Origin of the sequence: Anaerobacterium chartisolvens (genome assembly GCF_003337415.1) — a bacterium.
Lineage (GTDB): Bacteria > Bacillota > Clostridia > Acetivibrionales > DSM-27016 > Anaerobacterium > Anaerobacterium chartisolvens.
In genome coordinates this window covers 41,989-64,560 of the sequence record NZ_QPJT01000007.1, presented here as the reverse complement: position 1 = coordinate 64,560, position 22,572 = coordinate 41,989, and the positions used below count along the sequence as shown (strand labels likewise).

The 22,572-nt window shown below is 43.2% G+C and carries 20 protein-coding genes and 2 tRNA genes; 19 read left to right on the top strand and 3 right to left on the bottom strand.

Annotated features, from left to right (window positions below; all coding sequences use genetic code 11):
* Positions 1-212: 212 nt before the first annotated feature.
* The 4 genes from DFR58_RS07675 (at position 213) to DFR58_RS07660 (ending at position 3,887) form a co-directional block, all read left to right on the top strand.
* Positions 213-455, top strand: a complete 243-nt coding sequence (locus tag DFR58_RS07675) for a hypothetical protein (protein ID WP_114297235.1) — start codon at positions 213-215, stop codon at positions 453-455.
* 19 nt (positions 456-474) lie between these two features.
* Positions 475-3,120 (top strand): valine--tRNA ligase, encoded by a 2,646-nt coding sequence (locus DFR58_RS07670; protein ID WP_114297234.1) that lies wholly within the window; start codon positions 475-477, stop codon positions 3,118-3,120.
* 135 nt (positions 3,121-3,255) lie between these two features.
* Positions 3,256-3,501: a hypothetical protein gene (locus tag DFR58_RS07665; protein WP_114297233.1), complete on the top strand. Its 246-nt coding sequence runs from the start codon at positions 3,256-3,258 to the stop codon at positions 3,499-3,501.
* Positions 3,501-3,887, top strand: coding sequence for an aspartyl protease family protein (locus tag DFR58_RS07660; protein ID WP_114297232.1), 387 nt, complete (start codon positions 3,501-3,503; stop codon positions 3,885-3,887). The genes DFR58_RS07665 and DFR58_RS07660 overlap by 1 nt, the downstream gene beginning before the upstream one ends.
* 73 nt (positions 3,888-3,960) lie before the next feature.
* Here the strand turns inward: DFR58_RS07660 and argH are convergent, their stop codons facing one another.
* Together argH and DFR58_RS07650 are read right to left on the bottom strand one after the other, a co-directional pair.
* Positions 3,961-5,337 (bottom strand): argininosuccinate lyase, encoded by a 1,377-nt coding sequence (gene argH / locus DFR58_RS07655; protein ID WP_114297336.1) that lies wholly within the window; start codon positions 5,335-5,337, stop codon positions 3,961-3,963.
* Positions 5,338-5,353: 16 nt separating this feature from the next.
* On the bottom strand, positions 5,354-6,571 hold the full coding sequence (locus DFR58_RS07650; protein WP_114297231.1) for an argininosuccinate synthase: 1,218 nt from the start codon (positions 6,569-6,571) through the stop codon (positions 5,354-5,356).
* A 177-nt stretch (positions 6,572-6,748) separates the two neighbouring features.
* On the opposite strand from DFR58_RS07650, the gene ruvC reads away from it, so the two are divergent.
* The 13 genes from ruvC (at position 6,749) to DFR58_RS07580 (ending at position 18,349) form a co-directional block, all read left to right on the top strand.
* Positions 6,749-7,237: a crossover junction endodeoxyribonuclease RuvC gene (gene ruvC, locus DFR58_RS07645; protein ID WP_114297230.1), complete on the top strand. Its 489-nt coding sequence runs from the start codon at positions 6,749-6,751 to the stop codon at positions 7,235-7,237.
* Between the two features lie 25 nt (positions 7,238-7,262).
* Positions 7,263-7,868 (top strand): Holliday junction branch migration protein RuvA, encoded by a 606-nt coding sequence (gene ruvA, locus DFR58_RS07640; protein ID WP_114297229.1) that lies wholly within the window; start codon positions 7,263-7,265, stop codon positions 7,866-7,868.
* A gap of 21 nt (positions 7,869-7,889) precedes the next feature.
* Complete coding sequence (ruvB, locus tag DFR58_RS07635; protein WP_114297228.1) at positions 7,890-8,885, top strand: Holliday junction branch migration DNA helicase RuvB; 996 nt, start codon at positions 7,890-7,892, stop codon at positions 8,883-8,885.
* Between the two features lie 98 nt (positions 8,886-8,983).
* Positions 8,984-10,042 (top strand): LacI family DNA-binding transcriptional regulator, encoded by a 1,059-nt coding sequence (locus tag DFR58_RS07630; protein WP_114297227.1) that lies wholly within the window; start codon positions 8,984-8,986, stop codon positions 10,040-10,042.
* An 81-nt stretch (positions 10,043-10,123) separates the two neighbouring features.
* The gene (locus DFR58_RS07625) at positions 10,124-12,559 is read left to right on the top strand and encodes a glycoside hydrolase family 94 protein (protein ID WP_114297226.1); all 2,436 of its coding nucleotides are present in this window, start codon (positions 10,124-10,126) and stop codon (positions 12,557-12,559) included.
* A 137-nt stretch (positions 12,560-12,696) separates the two neighbouring features.
* Positions 12,697-13,236, top strand: a complete 540-nt coding sequence (locus DFR58_RS07620; protein ID WP_114297225.1) for an epoxyqueuosine reductase QueH — start codon at positions 12,697-12,699, stop codon at positions 13,234-13,236.
* Positions 13,237-13,430: 194 nt separating this feature from the next.
* Positions 13,431-15,443 (top strand): N-acetylmuramoyl-L-alanine amidase, encoded by a 2,013-nt coding sequence (locus DFR58_RS07610; protein ID WP_114297223.1) that lies wholly within the window; start codon positions 13,431-13,433, stop codon positions 15,441-15,443.
* Between the two features lie 205 nt (positions 15,444-15,648).
* Positions 15,649-16,383 carry a ribonuclease PH gene (gene rph / locus DFR58_RS07605; RefSeq protein ID WP_278278802.1) on the top strand — a complete coding sequence of 245 codons (735 nt, stop codon included), beginning with the start codon at positions 15,649-15,651 and terminating at the stop codon, positions 16,381-16,383.
* A gap of 23 nt (positions 16,384-16,406) precedes the next feature.
* Entirely contained in the window at positions 16,407-17,027 is a 621-nt protein-coding gene (locus DFR58_RS07600) for an XTP/dITP diphosphatase (protein WP_114297335.1), read from the top strand.
* A gap of 142 nt (positions 17,028-17,169) precedes the next feature.
* Positions 17,170-17,649 (top strand): metallophosphoesterase family protein, encoded by a 480-nt coding sequence (locus DFR58_RS07595; protein WP_114297221.1) that lies wholly within the window; start codon positions 17,170-17,172, stop codon positions 17,647-17,649.
* Between the two features lie 129 nt (positions 17,650-17,778).
* Positions 17,779-17,852, top strand: a tRNA-Gly gene (locus DFR58_RS07590).
* A gap of 12 nt (positions 17,853-17,864) precedes the next feature.
* Positions 17,865-17,940, top strand: a tRNA-Arg gene (locus DFR58_RS07585).
* Positions 17,941-18,040: 100 nt separating this feature from the next.
* On the top strand, positions 18,041-18,349 hold the full coding sequence (locus DFR58_RS07580) for a hypothetical protein (RefSeq protein WP_114297220.1): 309 nt from the start codon (positions 18,041-18,043) through the stop codon (positions 18,347-18,349).
* Between the two features lie 226 nt (positions 18,350-18,575).
* On the opposite strand, the gene DFR58_RS07575 is transcribed toward DFR58_RS07580, so the two are convergent.
* Positions 18,576-19,499, bottom strand: coding sequence for a transposase (locus DFR58_RS07575; RefSeq protein WP_114297219.1), 924 nt, complete (start codon positions 19,497-19,499; stop codon positions 18,576-18,578).
* A 430-nt stretch (positions 19,500-19,929) separates the two neighbouring features.
* On the opposite strand from DFR58_RS07575, the gene DFR58_RS07570 reads away from it, so the two are divergent.
* Positions 19,930-20,532: a hypothetical protein gene (locus DFR58_RS07570; RefSeq protein WP_114297218.1), complete on the top strand. Its 603-nt coding sequence runs from the start codon at positions 19,930-19,932 to the stop codon at positions 20,530-20,532.
* A 146-nt stretch (positions 20,533-20,678) separates the two neighbouring features.
* A complete protein-coding gene (locus tag DFR58_RS07565; RefSeq protein ID WP_114297217.1) occupies positions 20,679-22,490 on the top strand; it encodes a MutS family DNA mismatch repair protein in 1,812 nt (603 codons plus the stop codon).
* The last annotated feature ends 82 nt before the right edge of the window (positions 22,491-22,572 follow it).

The window sequence follows — 22,572 nt, the reverse complement described above, 5'->3', positions numbered from 1 at the left end:
TGCCCCGTATTTTATGGGGGCGACGGCTTTAGAGATTAGGCTGTCGGCGGGTTCCGACCGTTATAACGGTCTGTTTATGCAATATATTCCGTATAAGCAGGTTTTGAGCTGCCCCTGCAATGGGGAACTTTGGTGGTACCGCGGATTTAAGCCCTTCGTCCAAATTTTGGATGAAGGGCTTTTATGACGTATTTTTGAAAGGAGTATAAATTATGCTAATACTGAAAATCCTTATGTTTTTATTTATCATACCGGGAGTCTTTGTGGTATTTATGGCTCCCGGCATAGTAAGGAAATACAATCTGGCAGCCGGCGTAAAGGTGGAATTTAGGGATGAGATGAATGAGGAGCAAATTAAAAGCTATCAGTTCGATAAGGCAGTGGTAAATTTAAAAATGCTGGGAATGCTTATTGCGCTTCCGGGATTTATACTTGCATTTATTGCGTTCAAATAAAATAAACGGAGGAGATTTTATGGACAAAAATATAGCTAAAACTTATGACCCAAAGCAGGTTGAAGACAGGCTCTATGAGGAATGGACAAATAAAGGCTATTTTCATGCGCAGGCCGATGAAAATAAAAAGCCGTTTACAATAGTGATTCCGCCTCCAAACATAACAGGCCAGCTCCACATGGGCCATGCTCTTGACAATACCCTGCAGGACATTCTTATAAGATGGAAAAGGATGCAGGGCTACAGTACGCTGTGGCTCCCCGGCACCGATCATGCCAGCATAGCCACAGAGGCGAAAATTGTTGATGCCATGGCTAAGGAAGGACTTACAAAGGATATGCTGGGAAGGGAAAAATTCCTTGAAAGGGCGTGGGAGTGGAAAACGCTCTATGGAGGAAGAATTGTCAACCAGCTTAAAAAGCTGGGCAGCTCGTGCGATTGGCAGCGTGAAAGGTTTACAATGGATGAAGGGCTGTCGGAGGCGGTAAAGGAAGTGTTCTTGAGACTGTATAAAAAGGGCCTTATATACAGGGGAGAGAGAATTACAAACTGGTGCCCGAGCTGTAATACCTCTATTTCAGACATTGAGGTTGAGTATGAGGAGAAGGAGGGCAGCTTCTGGCATATAAGATATCCTGTTAAGGACACGGGGGAATATGTTGTAATAGCTACAACAAGACCTGAAACAATGCTGGGAGATACAGCGGTTGCAGTTCATCCCGAGGATGAAAGATACAGTCATCTTGTCGGTAAAAAGGTAGTTCTTCCGCTGATTAACAGGGAAATACCTGTTATTGCGGACAGCTATGTAGAGAAGGACTTTGGAACGGGAGTAGTTAAAATAACACCCGCCCATGACCCCAATGACTTTGAGGTTGGCTTGAGGCACGGCTTAAAGCAGATAAGAGTTATGACTGACAAGGGAAGAATGAATGAGGAAGCTGGACAATATGCCGGCATGGACAGGTATGAGGCCAGAGGCCGCATTGTAGAGGACTTAAAGGAGCTGGATTTGCTGGTGAAGGTACAGCCGCATACCCACAATGTAGGAACCTGCCAGAGATGCAGCACGGTGGTAGAGCCTTTAATATCCAAGCAGTGGTATGTTAAAATGAAGCCTCTTGCGGAGCCCGCTATTGAGGTTGTAAAAAACGGTACTGTCAGGTTTGTTCCCGACAGGTTTTCAAAAATTTATTTTAACTGGATGGAAAATATACAGGACTGGTGTATTTCAAGACAGCTTTGGTGGGGACACAGGATTCCGGCATACTACTGCCTTGAGTGCGGGAATATGATGGTGGAGAGCGACATGCCCGATGTATGCCCAAAATGCGGAAGCAGCAGAATTCAGCAGGATGCTGATACCCTTGACACATGGTTCAGCTCCGCACTGTGGCCGTTTTCTACCCTTGGCTGGCCTGAAAATACCGAGGATCTGAAATATTTCTATCCCACCGATGTGCTGGTAACGGGTTACGACATAATATTTTTCTGGGTGGCAAGGATGATTTTTTCAGGTGTGGAGCATATGGAAAAGGAGCCGTTTAAGCATGTGCTGATACACGGGCTTGTGAGAGACGCGCAGGGGCGGAAGATGAGCAAGTCGCTGGGGAACGGGATTGATCCGCTTGACGTTATAGAGCAATACGGCACCGACGCTCTTAGGTTTGCGATTAGCATAGGCAACTCTCCCGGAAATGATTTGAGGTTTTCAACCGATAAAATTGAGTCAAGCAGGAATTTTGCAAACAAAATATGGAACGCGTCAAGGTTTGTTTTAATGAACTTTGAGGAGGGTTTGGATTTTTCCAAGGTGGACCCTTCAAGACTTACCTCTGCCGACAAGTGGATATTGAGCAGGGTAAACACTCTTATAAAGGAGGTAACGGAAAACCTTGAACGGTTTGAGCTGGGAATAGCTCTGCAAAAGGTGTATGAGTTTATATGGGAAGAGTTTTGCGACTGGTATATTGAGCTGGTAAAGCCAAGGCTGTACGACAGTGAAAGCGCGGCAAGGCTTGAGGCGCAGTTTGTTTTAAATTATGTTCTGGGCAGCTCCATGAAGCTTCTGCATCCGTATATGCCGTTTATAACAGAGGAGATATACACACACCTTATTAATGAGGATGACAGCATAATGATTTCAAGCTGGCCGGAATACAAGGAGGAATACAGCTTCCCAGGGGATGAGGAAAAGCTCAGGCTTGTAATGGAGTCCATCCGCAGCATAAGAAACATAAGGGCCGAAATGAATGTTCCGCCTTCTAAAAAGGCAAGGGTTATTTTTGTTGCGTCACACTCCGGCAGCAGGAATACGCTTGAGGAGACAAAGGGATTCTTTGAAAGGCTTGGCGGTGCTTCGGAGGTTGTGGTTCAAGATGACAAAACGGACATTCCAGAGGACGCTGTGGCTGCAATAATTGAGGGAGCGGAAATTTTCATACCGCTAAATGAGCTTATAGATCTTGAGAAGGAGCAGGAGAGGCTTGAGAAGGAGAAGGCCAATCTTGAGAAGGAGCTTGCAAGGGTTGACGGAAAGCTGAATAATCCAGGCTTTACCTCCAAGGCACCCGCAAAGGTCATTGAAGAGGAGAGGGCAAAGCAGCAGAAGTACAGGGATATGTACGAGAAGGTGGCGGAAAGGCTGGCAAGCCTGAGGAAATAAAGAAGGGCTGCCTTATAGATAACATCTATTTAAAGCAGTATTTGAAGCAATTGTAAAATAAGAGCACCCAATACTATTATACTCTTAAATGTAGTATAATAAATTGTATAAAAGGTTTAAGGGGGTGTATAACAGATGAAATGGGAAGAAGTAAGGAAAATTTACCCCGGCAGGTTTGTAAAAATGCAGGTTCTTGAAGGACATATTGAAAATGGTGTTCGGTATATAGATGACATTGCAGTAATAAAAGCTTTTGACGATAATAAAGAAGCTACAATGGAGCTGGCTCGGGCAAAGAATGATATTATAGTTTTTCATACCTCCAATGAAAAGCTGGAAATACCGATAAAGAAGATTTTTGGATTTAGGGGTGTAAGCTAATGAAATTGGAACTTCGCGGAGGGCTTTTATTTACCTCACTTAAGTTAAATTATCTTGGCCAGGAAAAAGTAATCAATAATATTGTTTTGGACACCGGAGCCGTTGAAACTCTTATTTCTCCGGATACTGTACTGGATATTGGAATTGAAGCCATTAATAGTGACTCAGTTAACAGTTATTATGGGATAGGCGGTGATTTGCACAGCTTTTTCAGTAAAGCTGTAGATTATGTCGAAATAGGTAACATAAAACTGGACGGTATTAAGCTTGATTTTGGAGTTATAGATCCTCATGGTGACATAAACGGACTTTTAGGACTTGATATACTGCTAAAACTTGATGCACAGATCGATTTAAAGGAGTTAACAGTAAGCTTTAAAGGATAAAAATTTTAAGGGCTGACGCAGAACGGGATATTGTGTTTTGCGTCAGCCCCGTATTTTTTTAAGAAAGTTTTCCCTAGAACATGCTCAAAAATTTCTCGGCATTTTCTATGGATTTAAGCACGCTTTCCCTTGAAGGGCCTCCAGGCAGGCCTCTTCCCGAAACACATTTTTCAAGGCTTATTTCGGTATAGATATCCTGCTGTATATTTTCGGAAAAGCTTTTGAACTCTTCCATACTGAGATCATCTATGGGCTTTCCTCTGTCAATGCAGTAAAGAACCATTTTTCCCGTGATTTCGTGAGCATTTCTGAAGGGTATCCCCTTTTTAACAAGGTAATCGGCAACATCAGTGGCATTTGTAAAGCCGCCCTGAGCTGCCCTGTACATATTTTCGGAGCGTATTTTAATGGTTGCCAGCATACGCGTAAAAACGGGCAGGCACATTTTTACGGTGTCCACAGCGTCAAAGATAGCTTCCTTATCCTCCTGCATGTCCTTGTTGTACGCAAGAGGAAGAGACTTCATTACCGTCAGCAGCGCCATGAGATCCCCATAAACCCTTCCCGTCTTTCCTCTCACCAGCTCTGCGACGTCGGGGTTTTTCTTTTGGGGCATAATGCTGCTTCCCGTGCTGTAGGCATCATCCATTTCCACAAAGCCGAATTCATGGGACGACCACATAATAAGCTCTTCACTGAACCGGCTTAAGTGCATCATTATGATAGAGAGGCAGGAGGCCAGCTCAATGGCGAAATCCCTGTCGCTTACCCCGTCAAGGCTGTTCTCGGTAATTGCCGCAAAGCCCAGTTCATCGGCAACCATCTGCCTGTCCAGAGCGTAGGTTGTTCCTGCCAGAGCGCCCGAGCCGAGAGGCATAACATTTATCCTTCTTGCACAGTCGGAAAGCCTTTCTATGTCTCTTTTGAACATCTGTAAATATGCCATCATGTGATGAGCCAGTGTTATTGGCTGAGCCCTTTGCAGGTGCGTGTATCCCGGCATTATTATGTCCAGACTGCTTTTCGCCGTATCAATTATTGTTTTGCCGAGAGAAACCAGCATTTCCGTTACAGAGGCCGACTCGTCTCTTAAGTACATTCTGATGTCGAGAGCCACCTGATCGTTTCTGCTCCTGCCTGTGTGAAGCCTTTTTCCGACATCCCCTATGCGTGATATCAGTATTTTCTCTATGTTCATGTGTATGTCCTCGGCATCCACCTCAAACTCCACAAGTCCCTTTTCTATATCGGACAAAATTTCCGCCAGTGTTTTTTGTATAAGCGCCGAGTCCTCCACGGATATTATACCGCATTTCCCAAGCATACGAGAATGTGCTATGCTTCCTAAAATATCCTGCCTGTATAAGCGGCAGTCAAAGCTTATAGAGGAATTAAAATCATCTACAAGCTTGTCGGTGCTTTTTTCAAATCTTCCGCCCCAAAGTTTCATTCCTTCAGCCACCTGTCTACTTTTCTTTATTATTTTCAAGCATTAATGCCCTGACCTTCATGGGAAGCCCGAAGAGGTTTATGAAGCCTTCGGCATCCTTTTGATTGTAAACGGCATCCCTTCCGAAGGTGGACAGCTCCTCGCTGTACAGAGAGTATGGAGACTTTGCTCCCGCGGGCATACAATTTCCCTTATACAGCTTCATTCTCACAGTACCCGTCACTGTTTGCTGCGTAACATCAACAAAAGCCGACAGTGCTTCTCTTAATGGAGTATACCACTGCCCGAAATATACAAGCTCGGCAAACCTCTGGGAAATAATGTCCTTATAATGAAGAGTGTCCCTGTCTATGCACAGAAGCTCAAGCTCTCTGTGCGCGGCATATAATATGGTGCCGCCCGGAGTTTCGTATACTCCGCGGGACTTCATTCCCACAAGCCTGTTTTCCACCATGTCCACTATGCCGACACCGTTTTCCGCAGCCAGCTTGTTTAAAACATTCATCGTCTCAATGGGAGAATATTCAACTCCGTTTATCTTCTTAGGTATGCCCTTTTCAAACTCAAGCTCAACATATGCCGGCCTGTCGGGAGCTTTCTCAGGAGAAACCATCAGCTTTAAAAGCTTTTCATACTGGGGCTCGTTCCAAGGGTCCTCAAGATCCTGACCCTCATGGCTCAAATGCCACAGGTTCCTGTCCATGCTGTAGTTATCCTTCTTTGTAACGGGGATTGGAATATTCCTTGCCTGTGCGTAGTCTATGGCATCCTCTCTTGACTTGATGTCCCATATTCTCCATGGAGCTATTATTTTAAGGTGGGGGGCAAGAGCCTTTACGGTGAGTTCAAACCTCACCTGATCGTTTCCTTTTCCGGTGGCGCCGTGGCAAATAGCTGTAGCACCTTCCTTTTCTGCAATTTCGACCATTCTTTTTGCTATTACGGGCCTTGCAAAGGAGGTGCCGAGAAGGTATTTCCCTTCATAAACCGCTCCCGCCTTAAGAGTGGGATAAATAAAGTCAGTTATGAATTCCTCCTTTAAATCCTCTATGTATATTTTGCTTGCTCCCGTTTTTATGGCCTTTTCGTTTAAAGGATCGAGCTCTTCTCCCTGTCCTACGTCTCCCGCCATGGCTATAACCTCATAGTCATAGTTTTCCTTCAGCCACGGAATTATAATTGATGTATCCAATCCACCCGAATAGGCAAGAATTACTTTTTCTTTGGCGCTCATGTACATTCCTCCTTATAAATATGTTAAAATAAATAACAAAGTCAATATATTATAATATTTGATTGCTTTTCAGAATTTATTATAATTTATTGTTTGTTATTATACAATAGCGTGCATAAATATGCAAGAAATTTAATAATTATTCAGCAATAATACATAAAGGCGGCGGGGGCTTAAATGGTAATAATGGGTATTGATCCCGGATTTGCAATAACGGGGTATGGTGTAGTAAAATATGAGGGGAACAAATTTTCGGTAATAGACTATGGGGCTGTAACCACACAGTCCTCAATGAAGCTGCCCGACAGGCTTCTGGTGCTGAGTGACAGGCTAGGGGAGCTGATAGAGAGATACAAGCCGGGAGCTGTTTCAATAGAGGAGCTGTTTTTTAACAAAAATATAAAGACTGCGCTCACCGTGGGACATGGAAGGGGAGTGGCGGTGCTTGCAGCGGCAAGGTCGGGGGTTGAGGTTTTTGAGTATACACCCCTTCAGGTAAAGCAGGCGGTTGCGGGATATGGAAGGGCTGAAAAGTCACAGATGCAGCAAATGGTTAAGATTATATTAAACCTTCCTTCGATACCCAAGCCCGACGATGTTGCCGACGCGCTGGCAGTGGCGGTGTGCCATGCACATTCACACAGAATGGGTGCCTACGGGCTTTAAGAAGATATAAAGGGGAGCTTTTAGAATGTTTGCATACATAAAGGGTACGCTTGAATATAAGGGAAATGATTACATAGTGGTTGAGGCCAGCGGGGTGGGATACAAGATATTTACCGCAATATCGACTATTGAGTCTGCGGGGGGAATAGGAACTTCGGTAAAGCTGCATACCCACCTTTATGTGAGAGAGGACATAATGAATATTTACGGCTTTGCCACGCAGGAGGAAATGGGAATGTTCGAGCTGCTGATATCAGTGTCGGGGGTGGGGCCTAAGGCGGCTATTTCTGTTATATCCTCGGTTCCGCCCTCCAAATTCGGGCTTGCCGTAATTACAGATGATGCAAAAACACTTACAAGGGCTCCGGGAATCGGAAACAAGATGGCTCAAAGAATAATACTGGAGCTCAAGGACAAAATGAAAAAGCAGCAGCTTGACGCTGTCAATAATGCAGGGGAACAGAGCGCGGAGGCAGACAGGCAGAGAACAGGCGCTGCTGAGGCTATCAGTGCGCTTATAGTGCTGGGGTATACCCCCTTAGAGGCAAGCAGGGCGGTTTCTGCCGTATACTCTGAGGGTATGGAGCTTGAATTGATAGTAAAGAACGCGCTAAAGGGATTGATTAGATAATGGGGAGGGTTTTGGGCAGAGATGGAGGAGGAAAGACTCGTTGGTTGTGAAGTGAAGCAGGAGGATCGTGATGAGTTCAGCTTAAGGCCAAGGAAATTAAGCGATTATGTGGGACAGGCAAAGGTCAAGGAAAACCTGACTGTTTTTATAGAGGCTGCGAGAAGGAGAAATGAGGCATTGGATCACGTTTTACTGTATGGGCCTCCAGGACTTGGCAAGACAACCCTTGCAAGCATAATTGCGTCCGAGCTGGGGGTCAATATCAGAATAACGTCAGGCCCTGCCATTGAGAAGCCGGGGGATCTGGCGGCTATTTTAACTAATCTGGGCAATTATGACGTTCTTTTTATAGATGAGATACACAGGCTGAACAGAAGTGTTGAGGAGATACTATACCCCGCTATGGAGGACTATGCTCTGGATATAATAATCGGAAAGGGCCCCAGCGCACGCTCTATAAGGCTGGATCTGCCCAAATTCACGCTTATAGGGGCAACGACAAGGGCAGGGCTTTTGACTGCGCCTCTAAGGGACAGGTTCGGAGTCATAAACAGGCTTGAAATGTATTCTCCCCAGGAGCTTAAGCTCATTGTGAAAAGATCAGCCGGTATTCTGGGAATAGAGATCGATGAAGAGGGAGCGGATGAAATATCCGGCAGGTCAAGGGGAACCCCCAGAATATCCAACAGACTGCTTAAAAGGGTGAGGGATTTTGCGCAGGTACGGGCAGAAGGCTATATTACAAAAGAGGTGGCAAGGATGTCGCTTAATGCGCTTGAGATAGACCCTATAGGCCTTGACGGAGTGGACAGGAACATGCTTATGAGCATAATAGACAAGTTTGCGGGAGGCCCTGTGGGCTTAGAAACGCTTGCCGCGTCTATAGGAGAGGAAACGGAAACAATAGAAGATGTTTATGAGCCCTACCTGCTGCAGCTTGGATTTATTAATAAAACTCCGAGGGGGAGAATTGCCACAAAGCTGGCATATGAGCATTTTGGACTGAGGTATGAGTAGGAAAACGATTTTATTAAAATTATTTGCGGCAGACTATTGATGTAGAGGCAGAAATGCTTTATAATAATAGTGTAAACGCGTGTTTACGGAGGAACGTTATGAAAAGTGAAGATGTGGCAAAGCTGGCCGGTGTGTCAAGAAGCACTGTGTCACGGGTAATAAATAATTATTCCAATGTGCCCGACGAAACTAGGCAGAGGGTAATGAGCGTCATAGAAAAGTATAATTACCAGCCTAATAATTCCGCGAGGGTGCTTGCCGGAAAGGGAATAAATACCATCGGGCTGTTTGTCGTAAGTATAGCCGATAAGCATAACCCAAACAGGATATACCAGAATAATTATTTCGCACCCTTTGTGGATGCCGTAGTTGACACCGCAAACGCTTTGGGCTACTATGTCCTCATTCATACCGTATACTCCGAAAAGGACTATTTAAAGGTAAAATCGGCTTTTTTCCAAAAGAGAATTGATTGCGGCATTATTGTAGGTACCGAGAAGGATACGGGAATGGTAACGGAGGTAATTGATGCGGGCTTTCCCATTGCTTTAATTGACTATCACATTGCTCAGGAGTCAAAAAGCACAGCATCAGGCATGAATATGGCGGTTATAAATTCTCGGGATTTTGAGGGTACGGTTAGCGCAATTGAATATCTTATTGATTTGGGGCATAGGGATATCGGTATAATAAGGGGAAGAATGAACACCTATTCCGGCAGGCAGAGGTTTGAGGCTTATCGGAGTGTGCTTAGGGAGCACGGGCTTAAGTGGGAAAAGGAATTTGTTGTAAAGGGTGAGTTTTTGAAAAATACTGCTTACAGGGAGGTCGGAAGGCTTATAAAATCCGGCAGGCTTCCTACCGCTATTTTTTCTTCAAGTGACGATATGGCAATAGGTGCAATGGAGGCTTTTAAGGAGTGCGGTATAAAGGTTCCTTCCGATATGTCCATTGTTTCGTTTGACGATGTGCCTGTGGCCTCGCAGATAATGCCCGCGCTCACCACTGTGAGGGTTCCTGTATACGACATGGCAAAAAAGGCTGTGGAGCTTCTTATAAGCAATGTTGAAAAGAAGGATACCGGTATTTCGTATTTTAACTTTCCCACAGAGCTTATTATCAGAGAGACATGTGCAAGAAGGATAAGCAAACAATAGAAACTTTTAATATAAAATATTTTTTTTGGTGTTTGTGAACGCGCGTTCACAAATGTATTGTAAAATGAAAGGGGAATCATTATGAAATTCGGGTTTTTTGATGATGCAAGAAGGGAGTATGTAATCAACACTCCCACAACACCTTATCCGTGGATAAATTATCTTGGCACGGAAAACTTTTTTTCACTTATTTCAAATACCGCGGGGGGATATTGCTTCTACAGGGATGCGCGGCTCAGGAGATTGACAAGGTACAGGTATAACAACACTCCCAATGATTCGGGAGGAAGGTACTTCTATATATATGACGGAGGGGATTATTGGACTCCGGGCTGGATGCCTGTGAAAAAGGAACTGTCGTTTTATGAGTGCAGGCACGGTATGGGGTATACGTCTATAACGGGAGAGAGAAACGGAATAAGCGCGAACCAGCTTGTTTTTGTCCCATTAGGATATAATGGGGAAGTCCATAAGGTGACATTAAAAAACACATCGGATTGTGACAAAAGCATAACACTGTTTTCCTTTGTAGAGTTCTGCCTTTGGAACGCATGGGATGACATGACAAACTTCCAGAGGAATTTCAACACGGGAGAGGTGGAAATAGACGGGTCTGTAATTTACCACAAAACGGAATACAGAGAGAGAAGGGATCACTATTCATTCTATTCTGTGAATACCCCTATAGACGGATTCGATACCGACAGAGAAACATTTATGGGCTTGTACAACGGGCCTGATACTCCTGATGCAGTGGCAAAGGGGCAGTCATCAAATTCTGTGGCAAGCGGATGGTCTCCCATAGCCTCACACAGCATAAAGGTTTCATTAAAGCCCGGCGAGGAGAAGCAGCTTATATTCATACTGGGGTATGTAGAGAACAGAGAGGAAGAGAAATGGGAGAGCTTGGGAATAATTAACAAGACTAAAAGCAAGGAAATGATTGCAAAATTCCAGACATCTCAGAATGTAGATAACGCACTTAAAGACCTTGAAGAATACTGGGCCGAACTGTTGTCCAAGTATATAATAGACAGCACCGATGAAAAGCTCAGCCGCATGGTTAATACATGGAACCCATATCAGTGCATGGTGACCTTCAACATGTCCAGAAGCGCATCGTACTTTGAGTCGGGAATAGGAAGAGGGATGGGCTTTAGGGATTCCAATCAGGATCTGCTGGGCTTTGTACACCAGATACCTCAAAGAGCAAGAGAGCGTATAATTGATATTGCATCCACACAGTTTGAGAACGGCGGGGCATACCACCAGTACCAGCCGCTCACCAAGAAGGGAAATAATGATATAGGCGGAGGGTTTAACGATGATCCTCTTTGGCTGATTCTAGGCACTGCCGCATATATAAAGGAAACGGGAGATTTCGGCATACTTGATGAGCCGGTGCCCTTTGACTGCAACGAAAACAATAAGGCCAGCCTGTTTGAGCACCTTAAAAGATCCTTTTATCATGTAATAAACAACCTTGGCCCCCATGGATTGCCTCTTATAGGCAGAGCCGACTGGAACGACTGCCTTAATTTGAACTGCTTTTCCAAAATACCGGATGAGTCGTACCAGACATACGGAGACCCCGATGGAAGAGTTGCCGAGTCTGTATTTATTGCAGGAATGTTTGTGTTTATAGGGCCTGAGTTTGTAGAGCTGTGCAACAGAAGAGGTCTTACCGACGAAGCGTGTGAGGCTCAAAGGCATATTGATAAAATGAGGGAAATCACAATAGAGCATGGCTTCGACGGAGAATGGTTCCTCAGGGCATACGATGCTTTAGGAAACAAGGTGGGAAGCAAGGAGTGCGATGAGGGTAAAATATTTATAGAGCCGCAGGGATTATGCGTCATGGGAGGAATAGGAGTCTCGGAGGGGCTTGCCCAAAAGGCTCTGGATTCAGTAAAGGAAATGCTGGATACAAAGTATGGAATTATGCTTCAGCACCCTCCGTATTCCAAATATCATTTGAATCTTGGGGAAATATCCTCGTATCCCCCGGGATATAAGGAGAATGCGGGAATTTTCTGTCACAATAATCCGTGGATTGCCGCGGCCGAAACTGTTTTGGGAAGAGGTGACAGGGCATTTGAGATATACTCTAAAATTGCGCCTGCATATGTTGAGGACATAAGTGAGATACACAGGACTGAGCCGTATGTATATGCGCAGATGATCGCGGGAAGGGATGCCGTAAGGCACGGAGAGGCGAAAAACTCATGGCTGACGGGCACGGCTGCTTGGAATTTCGTGACAATTACTCAATGGATATTGGGGATAAAGCCGCACTATGACGGGTTAATGGTAGATCCGTGCATTCCTAAGGCGTGGGACGGGTATACAATCAGAAGAAGCTTTAGGGGTGTGGAATACGATATCAAAATATCCAACCCCGCGCATGTCTCTAAAGGAGTCAAAAGCGTAACTGTGGACGGTGAAAAGCTTGCCTCCAACATTATTCCTGTGCTTGGCAAAGGAAGGGTGCATAGTGTAGAGGTGGAAATGGGCTGATATATTATATAAAACGCTCCATTGTTTTATTACTTTATATATTTAAGTAACATAAAAAGGGACGAAATATTTCGTCTCTTTTTATGCTATAATATTATTGCTAAATTTGTGTTGAATTCAGAAAGGGATGACTTGAAATGAGGCTGCTTATGCATATGTGCTGTGCGCCCTGCTCGGCCTATCCGGCCGATGTGCTAAGGGGTGAAGGAATAGACCTTCAGGGTTTTTTTTATAATCCCAATATACATCCCATAGACGAGTATGCGCGGCGCAGAGAAACTGTGGAGGAGTTCTCGGAGCTTACGGGTATGGCTGTGCATTATATAGATGGCTTTATGCAGGACAAATGGGAGGGGTATAAGGGTACCGGCGAGCAGAGGTGTGCGATGTGCTATGGTATACGCATGGACAGGGCGGCAGAGTTTGCTAAAGCGAATGGATTTGACGCTTTTACCACCTCTCTTTTGGTCAGCCCATATCAGAAGCATGATATTATAAGGCAATTCGGTGAAGAGTCTGCGCTAAGGCATGGGGTGGAGTTTTATTACAAGGATTTCAGGCCGGGCTTCAGGCAGGGGCAGCAGAGGGCAAAGGAAATGGGGCTATATCGCCAGAAGTTCTGCGGCTGCATAGTGTCTTTCAACGAAAGAGAGTCTGCCCAACAAAAAAAGCGTTAAATGAACAATTGGGCCAATGGGACATTCCTCGACAAAGGAGAGGAGTGTCCCATTACCTTATTCGTGGCCGATTACATTATTATTACATTAGTATTAAAGTTATATGAAGGTACAGGAATTTTAATGGGCACTGTCGAAATATATGGAAAATATATTGTCAAAATGAGACAGAGTAGAAGATATGAGGTGCCATAATGAAAAAATTCCTATCAATAATTGTAATTTTATTTGCTCTAACATGCTTTGAAGTCAATTCCTTCGCACTTACAGATCAATTGCCTGCATCAGGCAATATGCCGGTGCAGAGCTTAAATGAAGTAAAATTTATTTCCGGGGAGATTCAGGACGAAATACAAATTATGGTTAAAAACTATAATGGGTATGCTGTTACGCGCCTTGCGTCTCCCGACAGGATTGTTATTGATATTCCAAATGTATCTGTTTCTGCGGCAAAGCAGCTTGCAGCAGCAAAAAGCGTCAGGGTAAAGGCTGTAAGATTTGCTTCCTTCGGAAATAACTCCGCCAGAATAGTCATAGACACTGCGGATGTTCAGAAGTACAGGATTTGTGAGAAGGACGGGAGGCTTTCAGTATACGTTATAGATAGTATAGCCGATAATATTACATATTTAAATACAGGTGATGAGGCCAATCTTGATATTTCCGGTGCCGCGATTATACAGAGCGGCAGAGGGGGGGAGGAGCCGTACACCGAAAAGTATGAGCCTGAGAGCGGAAGGCATATTCTTACATTTTACAGCGGTGCTGTAAAGATTCCGGATAAAACGGTAAAAATCAATGACAGCTTGATGGACAGTATGCAGTTTGTAAACAATATATATACAAAGCAGATAAGCATAGTTTTTACTGCAAAGCAGAGGCTTTCGTTTAAAGTATCCTTAAAGGGAGATACAAAGGGAACGGAAATTAATATATCAAAGTTTAAGGATGCAAATGGTCCGGAAGGCGGCGGAAAGGATAAGGCTGATAGGGAAAACAGGGAGCTTAGCAGTCTTTCTGTTGAATATGCCAGAAATGACGGTGCCGACGCGGTGAGCATACTGACTGATAATTATTCGGGCTACAATATAATGAGACTCTCAAGCCCTGACAGAATTGTAATTGATATACCATATGCCGCTGCTCCCGAGAGCCAGCAGAGCATAGAGGTTGAAAGCGATCTCGTTAAAGCGGTGAGATATGCCCAGTTTGAGAGCAGTGTCGGAAGAGTAGTACTTGATACTGTGGGACAGCCGCAGTACCAGGTGGAAGAGAAGGAAGGACGGCTTATCGTGTCCGTCCAAGCGCCTGAATATAAAAATATTGCTTACAGTGCCGCGGGAGACAGGGTATGCTTCATATTGCCCGGTATTCATCTTACCGAGGGCGGGCAGGATTTGAAAAAATTCTATTCCGAAAGCTATGATGAAACAGGAATGAAGTACACCGTAACATTTCCAAGCAGCTTAGGCGACATTGGCAGCGGAACGTTTAAGGTTAACGGAAGCCTTATTGAGTATGTGGATATAGTAAAAAATGATGATGACGGGACTACCGGCATTACCTTTACCGCAAAGGAACAGGTTGTTTATAATATAATTACAAGGAAGACTTCAGCGGTGGATGATACGACAATTACAGTACTAAAGCCTTTTTCTTTGGAGGACAGGCTTATAGTTATTGACCCCGGCCATGGAGGATCAGACCCGGGAGCGGTGCATGGAGATCTCATGGAGAAGAGCCTCAATATAGACATTGCCAAAAGGCTTAACACCATGCTGAAAAGCAAGGGTATAAACACTTACATGACGAGGGACGACGATACTTATATAGGGCTTTATGAAAGATCGTATATAGCCAATAAGCTCAATGCGACATTGTTTTTATCAATACACAACAATGCATACAAAGTCAGTGCAAAAGGCACCGAGACACTTTATTTTCCCAGCAAGACAGGCTTTGGCAAAAGGTTTGCACAGATAATACAGGATTCTCTTACAAGCAATTTGGGAACCTTTGACAGAAAAATAAAGGCCAGGCCGGAAATTGTAGTCTTAAAGGCTACCTCAATGCCTTCTGCACTGGCTGAGATTGCTTTTATTACAAATCCTGACGATGCGCAAAAGCTCAAGAGCGACGAATTTATTCAGAAGGCTGCCGAGGCACTGTGCGAGGCTGTCGTTAAGGCTCTTGAGGAAGTACCCTGAACGAGAAGGAGTGAAGGATTTTCGTTATTTATATATAAAAAAGTTAGTGGAATTTATGTATTCTACTGATTTTTTTTGCCTTTTTGTTATGATAACATTTAGTTGTGTTTTAAAGGTTATAGGTAAGCCTGTTTTTGTCCATAATTACTGTAAATAAGTAGGCTGTGAATGACGAGGACTTAGTAGGTATGTTGTATTTATATGGATTGGAGAGTTTGTTTTGAGAATTGATGGGAGAAGTAGCTGTGACTTGAGAGAAGCAAGGATAACAAGGAATTATATTAAGCACGCAGAGGGAGCAGTGCTTATTGAGATGGGCGATACCAGAGTAATATGTACCGCTACGGTTGAAGAAAGGGTCCCGGCGTTTAAGAAGGGCATGGGAGAGGGATGGGTAACGGCTGAGTATTCAATGCTGCCCAGAGCTACAAAATTAAGAAATCATAGGGATATAAGCAAGCTTAAAATTAATGGAAGAAGCCAGGAAATACAAAGGCTCATAGGAAGAACGCTAAGAACAGTTGTGGACTTTAAGCTCCTCGGAGAGAGGGAAATAGTTATTGATTGTGATGTTATTCAAGCCGACGGAGGGACAAGAACTGCGGCAATTACAGGAGCCTTTGTGGCTCTGGTTGATGCCTGCAGGTATCTTATGGAAAAGGGTCTTATTGAAAGAATCCCTATAACTGATTTTGTTGCCGCTGTCAGCGTAGGCATAGTGGATGGGCAGGAGATGCTGGACTTGTGCTATTTGGAGGATTCAAACGCCGATGTTGATATGAACGTGGTTATGACAGGCAGGGGTGAATTTATAGAAATTCAGGCGACAGGCGAAAAGGCTGCGTTTTCAAAAAGACAGATGGACTTGCTTATTGGCTTGGCCGAAGAGGGAATAGCGAATTTAATTAATATACAAAAAAATGTACTCGGCGCTTTGTAAAAATAATTCTGGAGTTGGAGAAAATAATGGAATTGATAGCGGCAACTAAAAATAAAGGTAAAATAAACGAGATTGCACAGATATTAAATGGACTTCCGCTTGTGTTAATATCAATGGAGCAGGCCGGGATTGACAAGGATATTGAGGAGTATGGAAAGACCTTTGAGGAAAATGCTTTGATTAAGGCCTCCGAGATTCACAGGCTTACGGGGAAAATGGTCATATCGGATGATTCGGGGCTTGAGGTGGACTTCTTAAATGGTGCTCCGGGGATATATTCTGCCAGATTTGCAGGAGAGGGAGCAACGGATAAAGATAAAAACAGCAAACTTTTAGAGCTTTTGGAGGGGGTACCTTTTGAAAAAAGGTCTGCCAGATTTGTTTGTGTTATAGCAGTGGTTTTGCCAAATGGAGAAAGCTTTACCACCAAAGGAACATGCGAAGGCTATATAGCTCTTGATCCTCAGGGGCAGGGCGGCTTTGGTTATGATCCTTTGTTTTTTATACCGGAATACAACATGACTACGGCTCAGCTTAAGCCTGAAGAAAAAAACAGCATTAGCCACAGGGGGAAAGCCTTGAGGGCTATGGCGGATAAATTGAGAAACAGCGAGTATGTAAATTCGGTATTGAAGAAGGGATAGGAAGGAAACCTCAGCTTTTATTGTTAATTGCTTTTGGGAGGTAATATTTAAAGAGAAAGGTGCTTTCGCAAGAAAGACGCTTTCGTAAGAAAGACACTTTCAAGTCTGAATTTTGTGGAGCTTAAGCTGTATGGAGGTTAGCATGAAAATATTAGTAATTAGCGATACGCATGGAGATACGGATAAGGCCGAAGAAGTGATAAGATCGTATAGGGATATAGATTTGATAATACATTTAGGTGACTACTTCAGAGATGCACAAAAGCTGGCTGCGTTGTTTCCTCAAATACCTATGGAATATATATATGGCAACAGTGATTTCATGATAGGGGATGTTGTTGCTGAAAAAACTCTCCGATATGAGGGCAAAATAATATTTATAACACATGGGCACAGGTATTCTGTGAAATGGGATTATGACAAGCTGCACAAAAAGGCGGAGGAAATAAATGCCGATTTGCTGCTGTTTGGGCATACTCATGTAGGGGATAAGGTGGAAAAAAACGGATATATTCTGTTGAATCCGGGAAGCATAAGCGATCCGCGTGAGGACTCAGGCAGATCATATGCACTTGTAAGCATATGCTGCGGTAAAATAGAGACGGAAATTGTGTGCGTATAGGTGATTTGAAGTATGGTTTTTAAGCATTAAAATGATGTTGACAAAACTAAAATGACCTTGTATAATATTAAAAGTCAGCGATTGGGAATACTAAATCAGGGTGTGGCCTTGATATGCAGGCTGATTTTTGCGGGTGTAGTTCAATGGTAGAACATCAGCCTTCCAAGCTGATTGCGTGGGTTCGATTCCCATCACCCGCTCCATAAATTTAATATGCGCCTGTAGCTCAGTGGATAGAGCAACCGCCTTCTAAGCGGTTGGCCGCACGTTCGAGTCGTGCCAGGCGCGCCAGGAAAATTGAGACAAAACAGATGTGAGATAGCCTTTGTTTTGTCTCAAATTTTTTTTGTAATAAACTAAATTTAATTTATAGCATATTTAGGAGGCAGTAATGAAAAACCCATTATTCTATATCCCCGCTATTTTGTTTACATTTTTTTATGGAGTATTAGCACTTAGCGGTGTTGGCCCTATTTCACCCGTTGTTGTAGTATGGTTAGTATTATGGTTTATTAGCGGGTTTATTCTTAATAAAGGTTACTTCTGGGGCAGCTTGCCGGGGGCATTGCCGGCAATCCATTTAATTTATATGGGAACGCGGGAAACAGGACAAATTATCAAGGAAACACCGATAGGAGTTGTAATCTTAATTTATTATGTTATTTGCGGATACTGGGTTTACAGAAAAAAACAAAGGTGATTGGGTGATTGGGGACGCTTCTGCTTTAGTTTGCATACAGCATATAATAAAGCTAATTTATTAAAAGCTAATTTATTAAACAGCTGTGCGGGTAAAATTTATATAGTTAAGGCAATGCTTGTATACCTTGGTTTTCCGACAATCTGCTTCATGCATAGCAGAAAAAGGCCCCTGCACTCTGTGCATGACCTATTTATAAATCATATCTCACACTTTATCTTGAAGCTTATCCCATTTGAATTAATGAATTGAAAGCGTTGCAATACCGCATATTTTCCTTAAGCAGCTTGAACCCCTCATTTGACAGTCTGGATACTCCGCCCGCCGATATATTGCCTATATATTTGCATATGCTTTTATATGTATACCCGCACAGTGTCCTCATTATATAAGTTATGAAGGCCCTGTTTCTGCTGGTTTCTCGGCTGTGCTTCCTTCTTAAGCTTTCTTCAAGCCTTTCTCCAAGAAATTGGCCTGCCTTTTGTATTATCTCCTCCGGAGCTCTATTTCTCACAATATAGCTTTTCTCACTGTTATACACATTTTCGGTGTACGCCTTTATAATGCTGTCGTCCACTTCATTCATTATGCCTGTCTCTCTCATTGATTCAGTGAAAGCCCTGTACTTTTCCCGGGCTGCTTTTTTGTCCACGCCAAAGTGAGCAAGTATAAAGCTTACGTCCACTATTTCCTCAATGTCTTTCCTCCGGCCTGTGTATATCCCGTAGGATGAATATCTGTAGAACTCCTCTTTTCCTGCATATTCAGGCAAATCCTTAGCGTTGTTGTGGATATATGCAGACAGCGTCAGGCTGTATGTATCGCTGTCGACTATTGAGCTTGCGAATCTCCCCTGATACAGGTGTCCGTGGCGGCTATACCTTCTGTTGAAGTACGCGACATATGCATTGTTAAGGCAGCGCATGAATAACGATATGTCATATCCGCAAGGATTTATATAAATATGTACATGATTATCCATAAGAGCATAAGCGTATATTTTGCAGCAGTATTTATCTTTATACCGCTTTAGTAAAGCAAGATAGTAGTCCTTATCCTCATCGCACTGGAAAAGGTCTATCTCGCTTATGCTTCTGGACATGATATGATACATGCATTCTTCAGATTTTTTCCTTGCTGCTCTTGGCATTATACCCACCTCTTGGGTCTATTATATAAGATTAGGCATAATATGTCAAGAACAAATGTTCTAAAACAGAAGCGTCCCCTATGATAAGATAAGAACAGAAGCGTCCCCTATGAACTACAGAACTACATATATATAACAAAATAGTATAATTACAAAAATATGAATTTCGAAACATACATTTGACTTTTAAATTATAATATTGTATATTGATTTTTGAATGATGAGTTAAATTACCTTATAGCAAAGTGTCGCTTTTTATAGAATGATTATACGTTTAAATGTGATGCGGAACAGATCTTTTGGCGTGCAAATAAAGTGCATTTTCCTTTTTGCTGTACCTGTTCTGACCGTCTGGATTTTTGACGAAGGAATATACATCTGGCGTATGCTATTTAAAAAAGAAATTTTTACAAGTGAGGTAAGAGGATAAATGAATAATAACAATAATAAATGTATTGTTGAAGGCTGCAATAATAAATGCTTTTCAAAGGGGTATTGTGAAAAACACTATTTTCAAGTAATACGGCATGGAAGAATTACACCTGAAAGAGAGCATAAAAAAGCCATGGGGTGTACCGTTCCGGGATGCAAAAACAAGCACTATGCCAAAGGCTATTGTGCCAAGCACTATGCACAGATACTAAGGACGGGAAAGCTGGTTCTGGATAATGAGTACAAAAAGCACATGACATGCTCGGTAGAAGGCTGCAATGAGAACCACTATGCAAAGGGCTATTGCAGAAGGCATTATCATCAGATGCACACCTATGGAAAAATAATGGACAGGGAACAAAAGGATAAAAGTGAAAAATGCAGCTTTCCCGGGTGTACCGAGGATGTCCATGCAAAGGGCCTTTGCCGCAAGCATTTTGTTGAGCAGTACAATTACAGCAAGTCTGTTTCTAAAAACAACCACACAAAGCCGGATAAGTGTATTGTAGAGGGCTGCACACAAAAGCATTATGCAAAGGGCTATTGCAGGTACCATTATTTCAAAAATTACAGAATGGATCATAGGAAACAAGAGGATTGAAAAGGAGAATTGCATATATGGACGCATAATATGCGATGCATAAGGCTAAAACTACTGTTTATTGCAGTAAAAAGGCATAGATGGTAGAATGAATAATAAAATATTATGCCTTATGGGATGAGGATGAAATTAAAAGAGGGCCGGAAATGATTAATAGCCTTGAGAACAGGTATACGCGCAGAAAAAATATATATGACGGGCTTTTTAAAAAGCAGGACAGGCGGGTAAATATTATAAGCAATGTGAGATTGCTTGTATTCATAGCGGGCTTTGCCTCCGCAGTGGCGATGTATTTTACTAAATGGTATATACTGGGGATTGCAGCCGTTTTAGCCTCGTTAATTGTATTTATATACTTAGTTAGAGAGCATACGAAAATTACTGACAACAGGCGGTACTCTTCTGCCATGAGCCAAATTAATTATGAGGACGTAAAGCGTATAAGGGATGAATGGAAGGCATTTAAAGATACGGGGGCTGAGTTCAAGGATGAAAACCATGGCTACTCCATAGATTTGGATATATTTGGGGAGGGGTCTCTTTTTCAGAAAATAAATTGTACAAATACTCCAATAGGCAGGCAGATTTTAAAAAATATGCTTATGATGCCCCGCATAAACAAAGAGGAGATAATTCGGAGGCAGGAAGCGGTTAGTGAGCTTTCTCAAAGCCTTGCATGGAGACAGAGGCTTTTTGCCGAAGGAAGAATGGCACGGGAGGAGCTGCGCGACCCAGATGCCCTTATTAATTGGGCTGAGAGCTGGGAAGAGCCCTTTAAGAGTCCCTGGATAATACCTGCTTTGTACATAATGCCTTTTATAGCCGTTATATCGTTGGTTATGAGCTTTGGGTTCAAGCTTATGCCTTTTTATATACCTGTGGCTATCCTTATCCTTCATTTTATCTTTTTGAAGATAAGGTCGCGTGAAAGAGCAGATATGCTGACCTCTGTGCGTGAATACAAGGACAGCTTAAGAAGCTATGACAAAATGCTTGTTATGCTCGAAAAAAGAGGTTTTCGCTCGCCGCATATGGACAGCCTGAAAAAAGTGCTTGAAGGTGAAAAGAGAGAGACTGCATCGGCGCAGATAGAGAGGCTTTCAAAAATTGTGGATTCTATTGCCAACCGCTATAACGCATTTTATTTTGTTTTTAATATACTTACGCTGTGGGATTATCATTGCCAGCTCAGGCTTGTCAGATGGAAGAGGAAATCGGGGAGCTGCTTGAAATCATGGCTGAAGGTTATAGGAGAGACAGAGGCATTAGCCAGTCTGGCGGTACTTAAATATGACAACCCCGACTGGGCCATGCCTGAAATTGCTTCGCACCCTTTTGTTTTTAAAGCGGGGCAAATGGGGCATCCTCTGCTTGGAGCCCGCCGTGTCTTAAATGATGTGAATATTGATGCAAATTCAAATATACTGCTTATTACCGGCTCCAATATGTCGGGCAAAAGCACCCTGCTCAGAACAGCCGGGATAAACCTTGTACTGGCGTATATAGGAGCTCCGGTATGCGCAAGGGATTTCTGCTGTTCTATTATGGAGATATATACCTGTATGAGGGTCAGTGACAATCTTGATAAAAGCATATCCTCTTTTTATGCCGAGCTTATGAGAATTAAAATAATAGTGGAAGAGGCCAAAAAAGGCAAACATATATTTTTCCTCCTGGATGAAATATTTAAGGGAACAAATTCGACAGACAGGCACACAGGGGCAAAGGCCCTTATCACAGAGCTGGCGGGGCACAAAGCTATGGGCATGGTTTCAACCCATGACCTTGAGCTTGGAAGATTGGAGGAGGACACGGGAAGGGTGCGCAATTTCCACTTCCGGGAGTATTACGACAATAATAAAATTTTCTTTGATTACAGGCTGTACAAAGGTGTTTCGGTTACAAGAAATGCTGTATACCTTATGAGGCTGGCGGGAATAAATATTGATGAGGCTTGAAGCGGCGCAGTGGATTACATAAAGAAACTAAATCTATTTTATGGCATATAATGAATATAACAGTGCTGTATGTTTTAAGTAG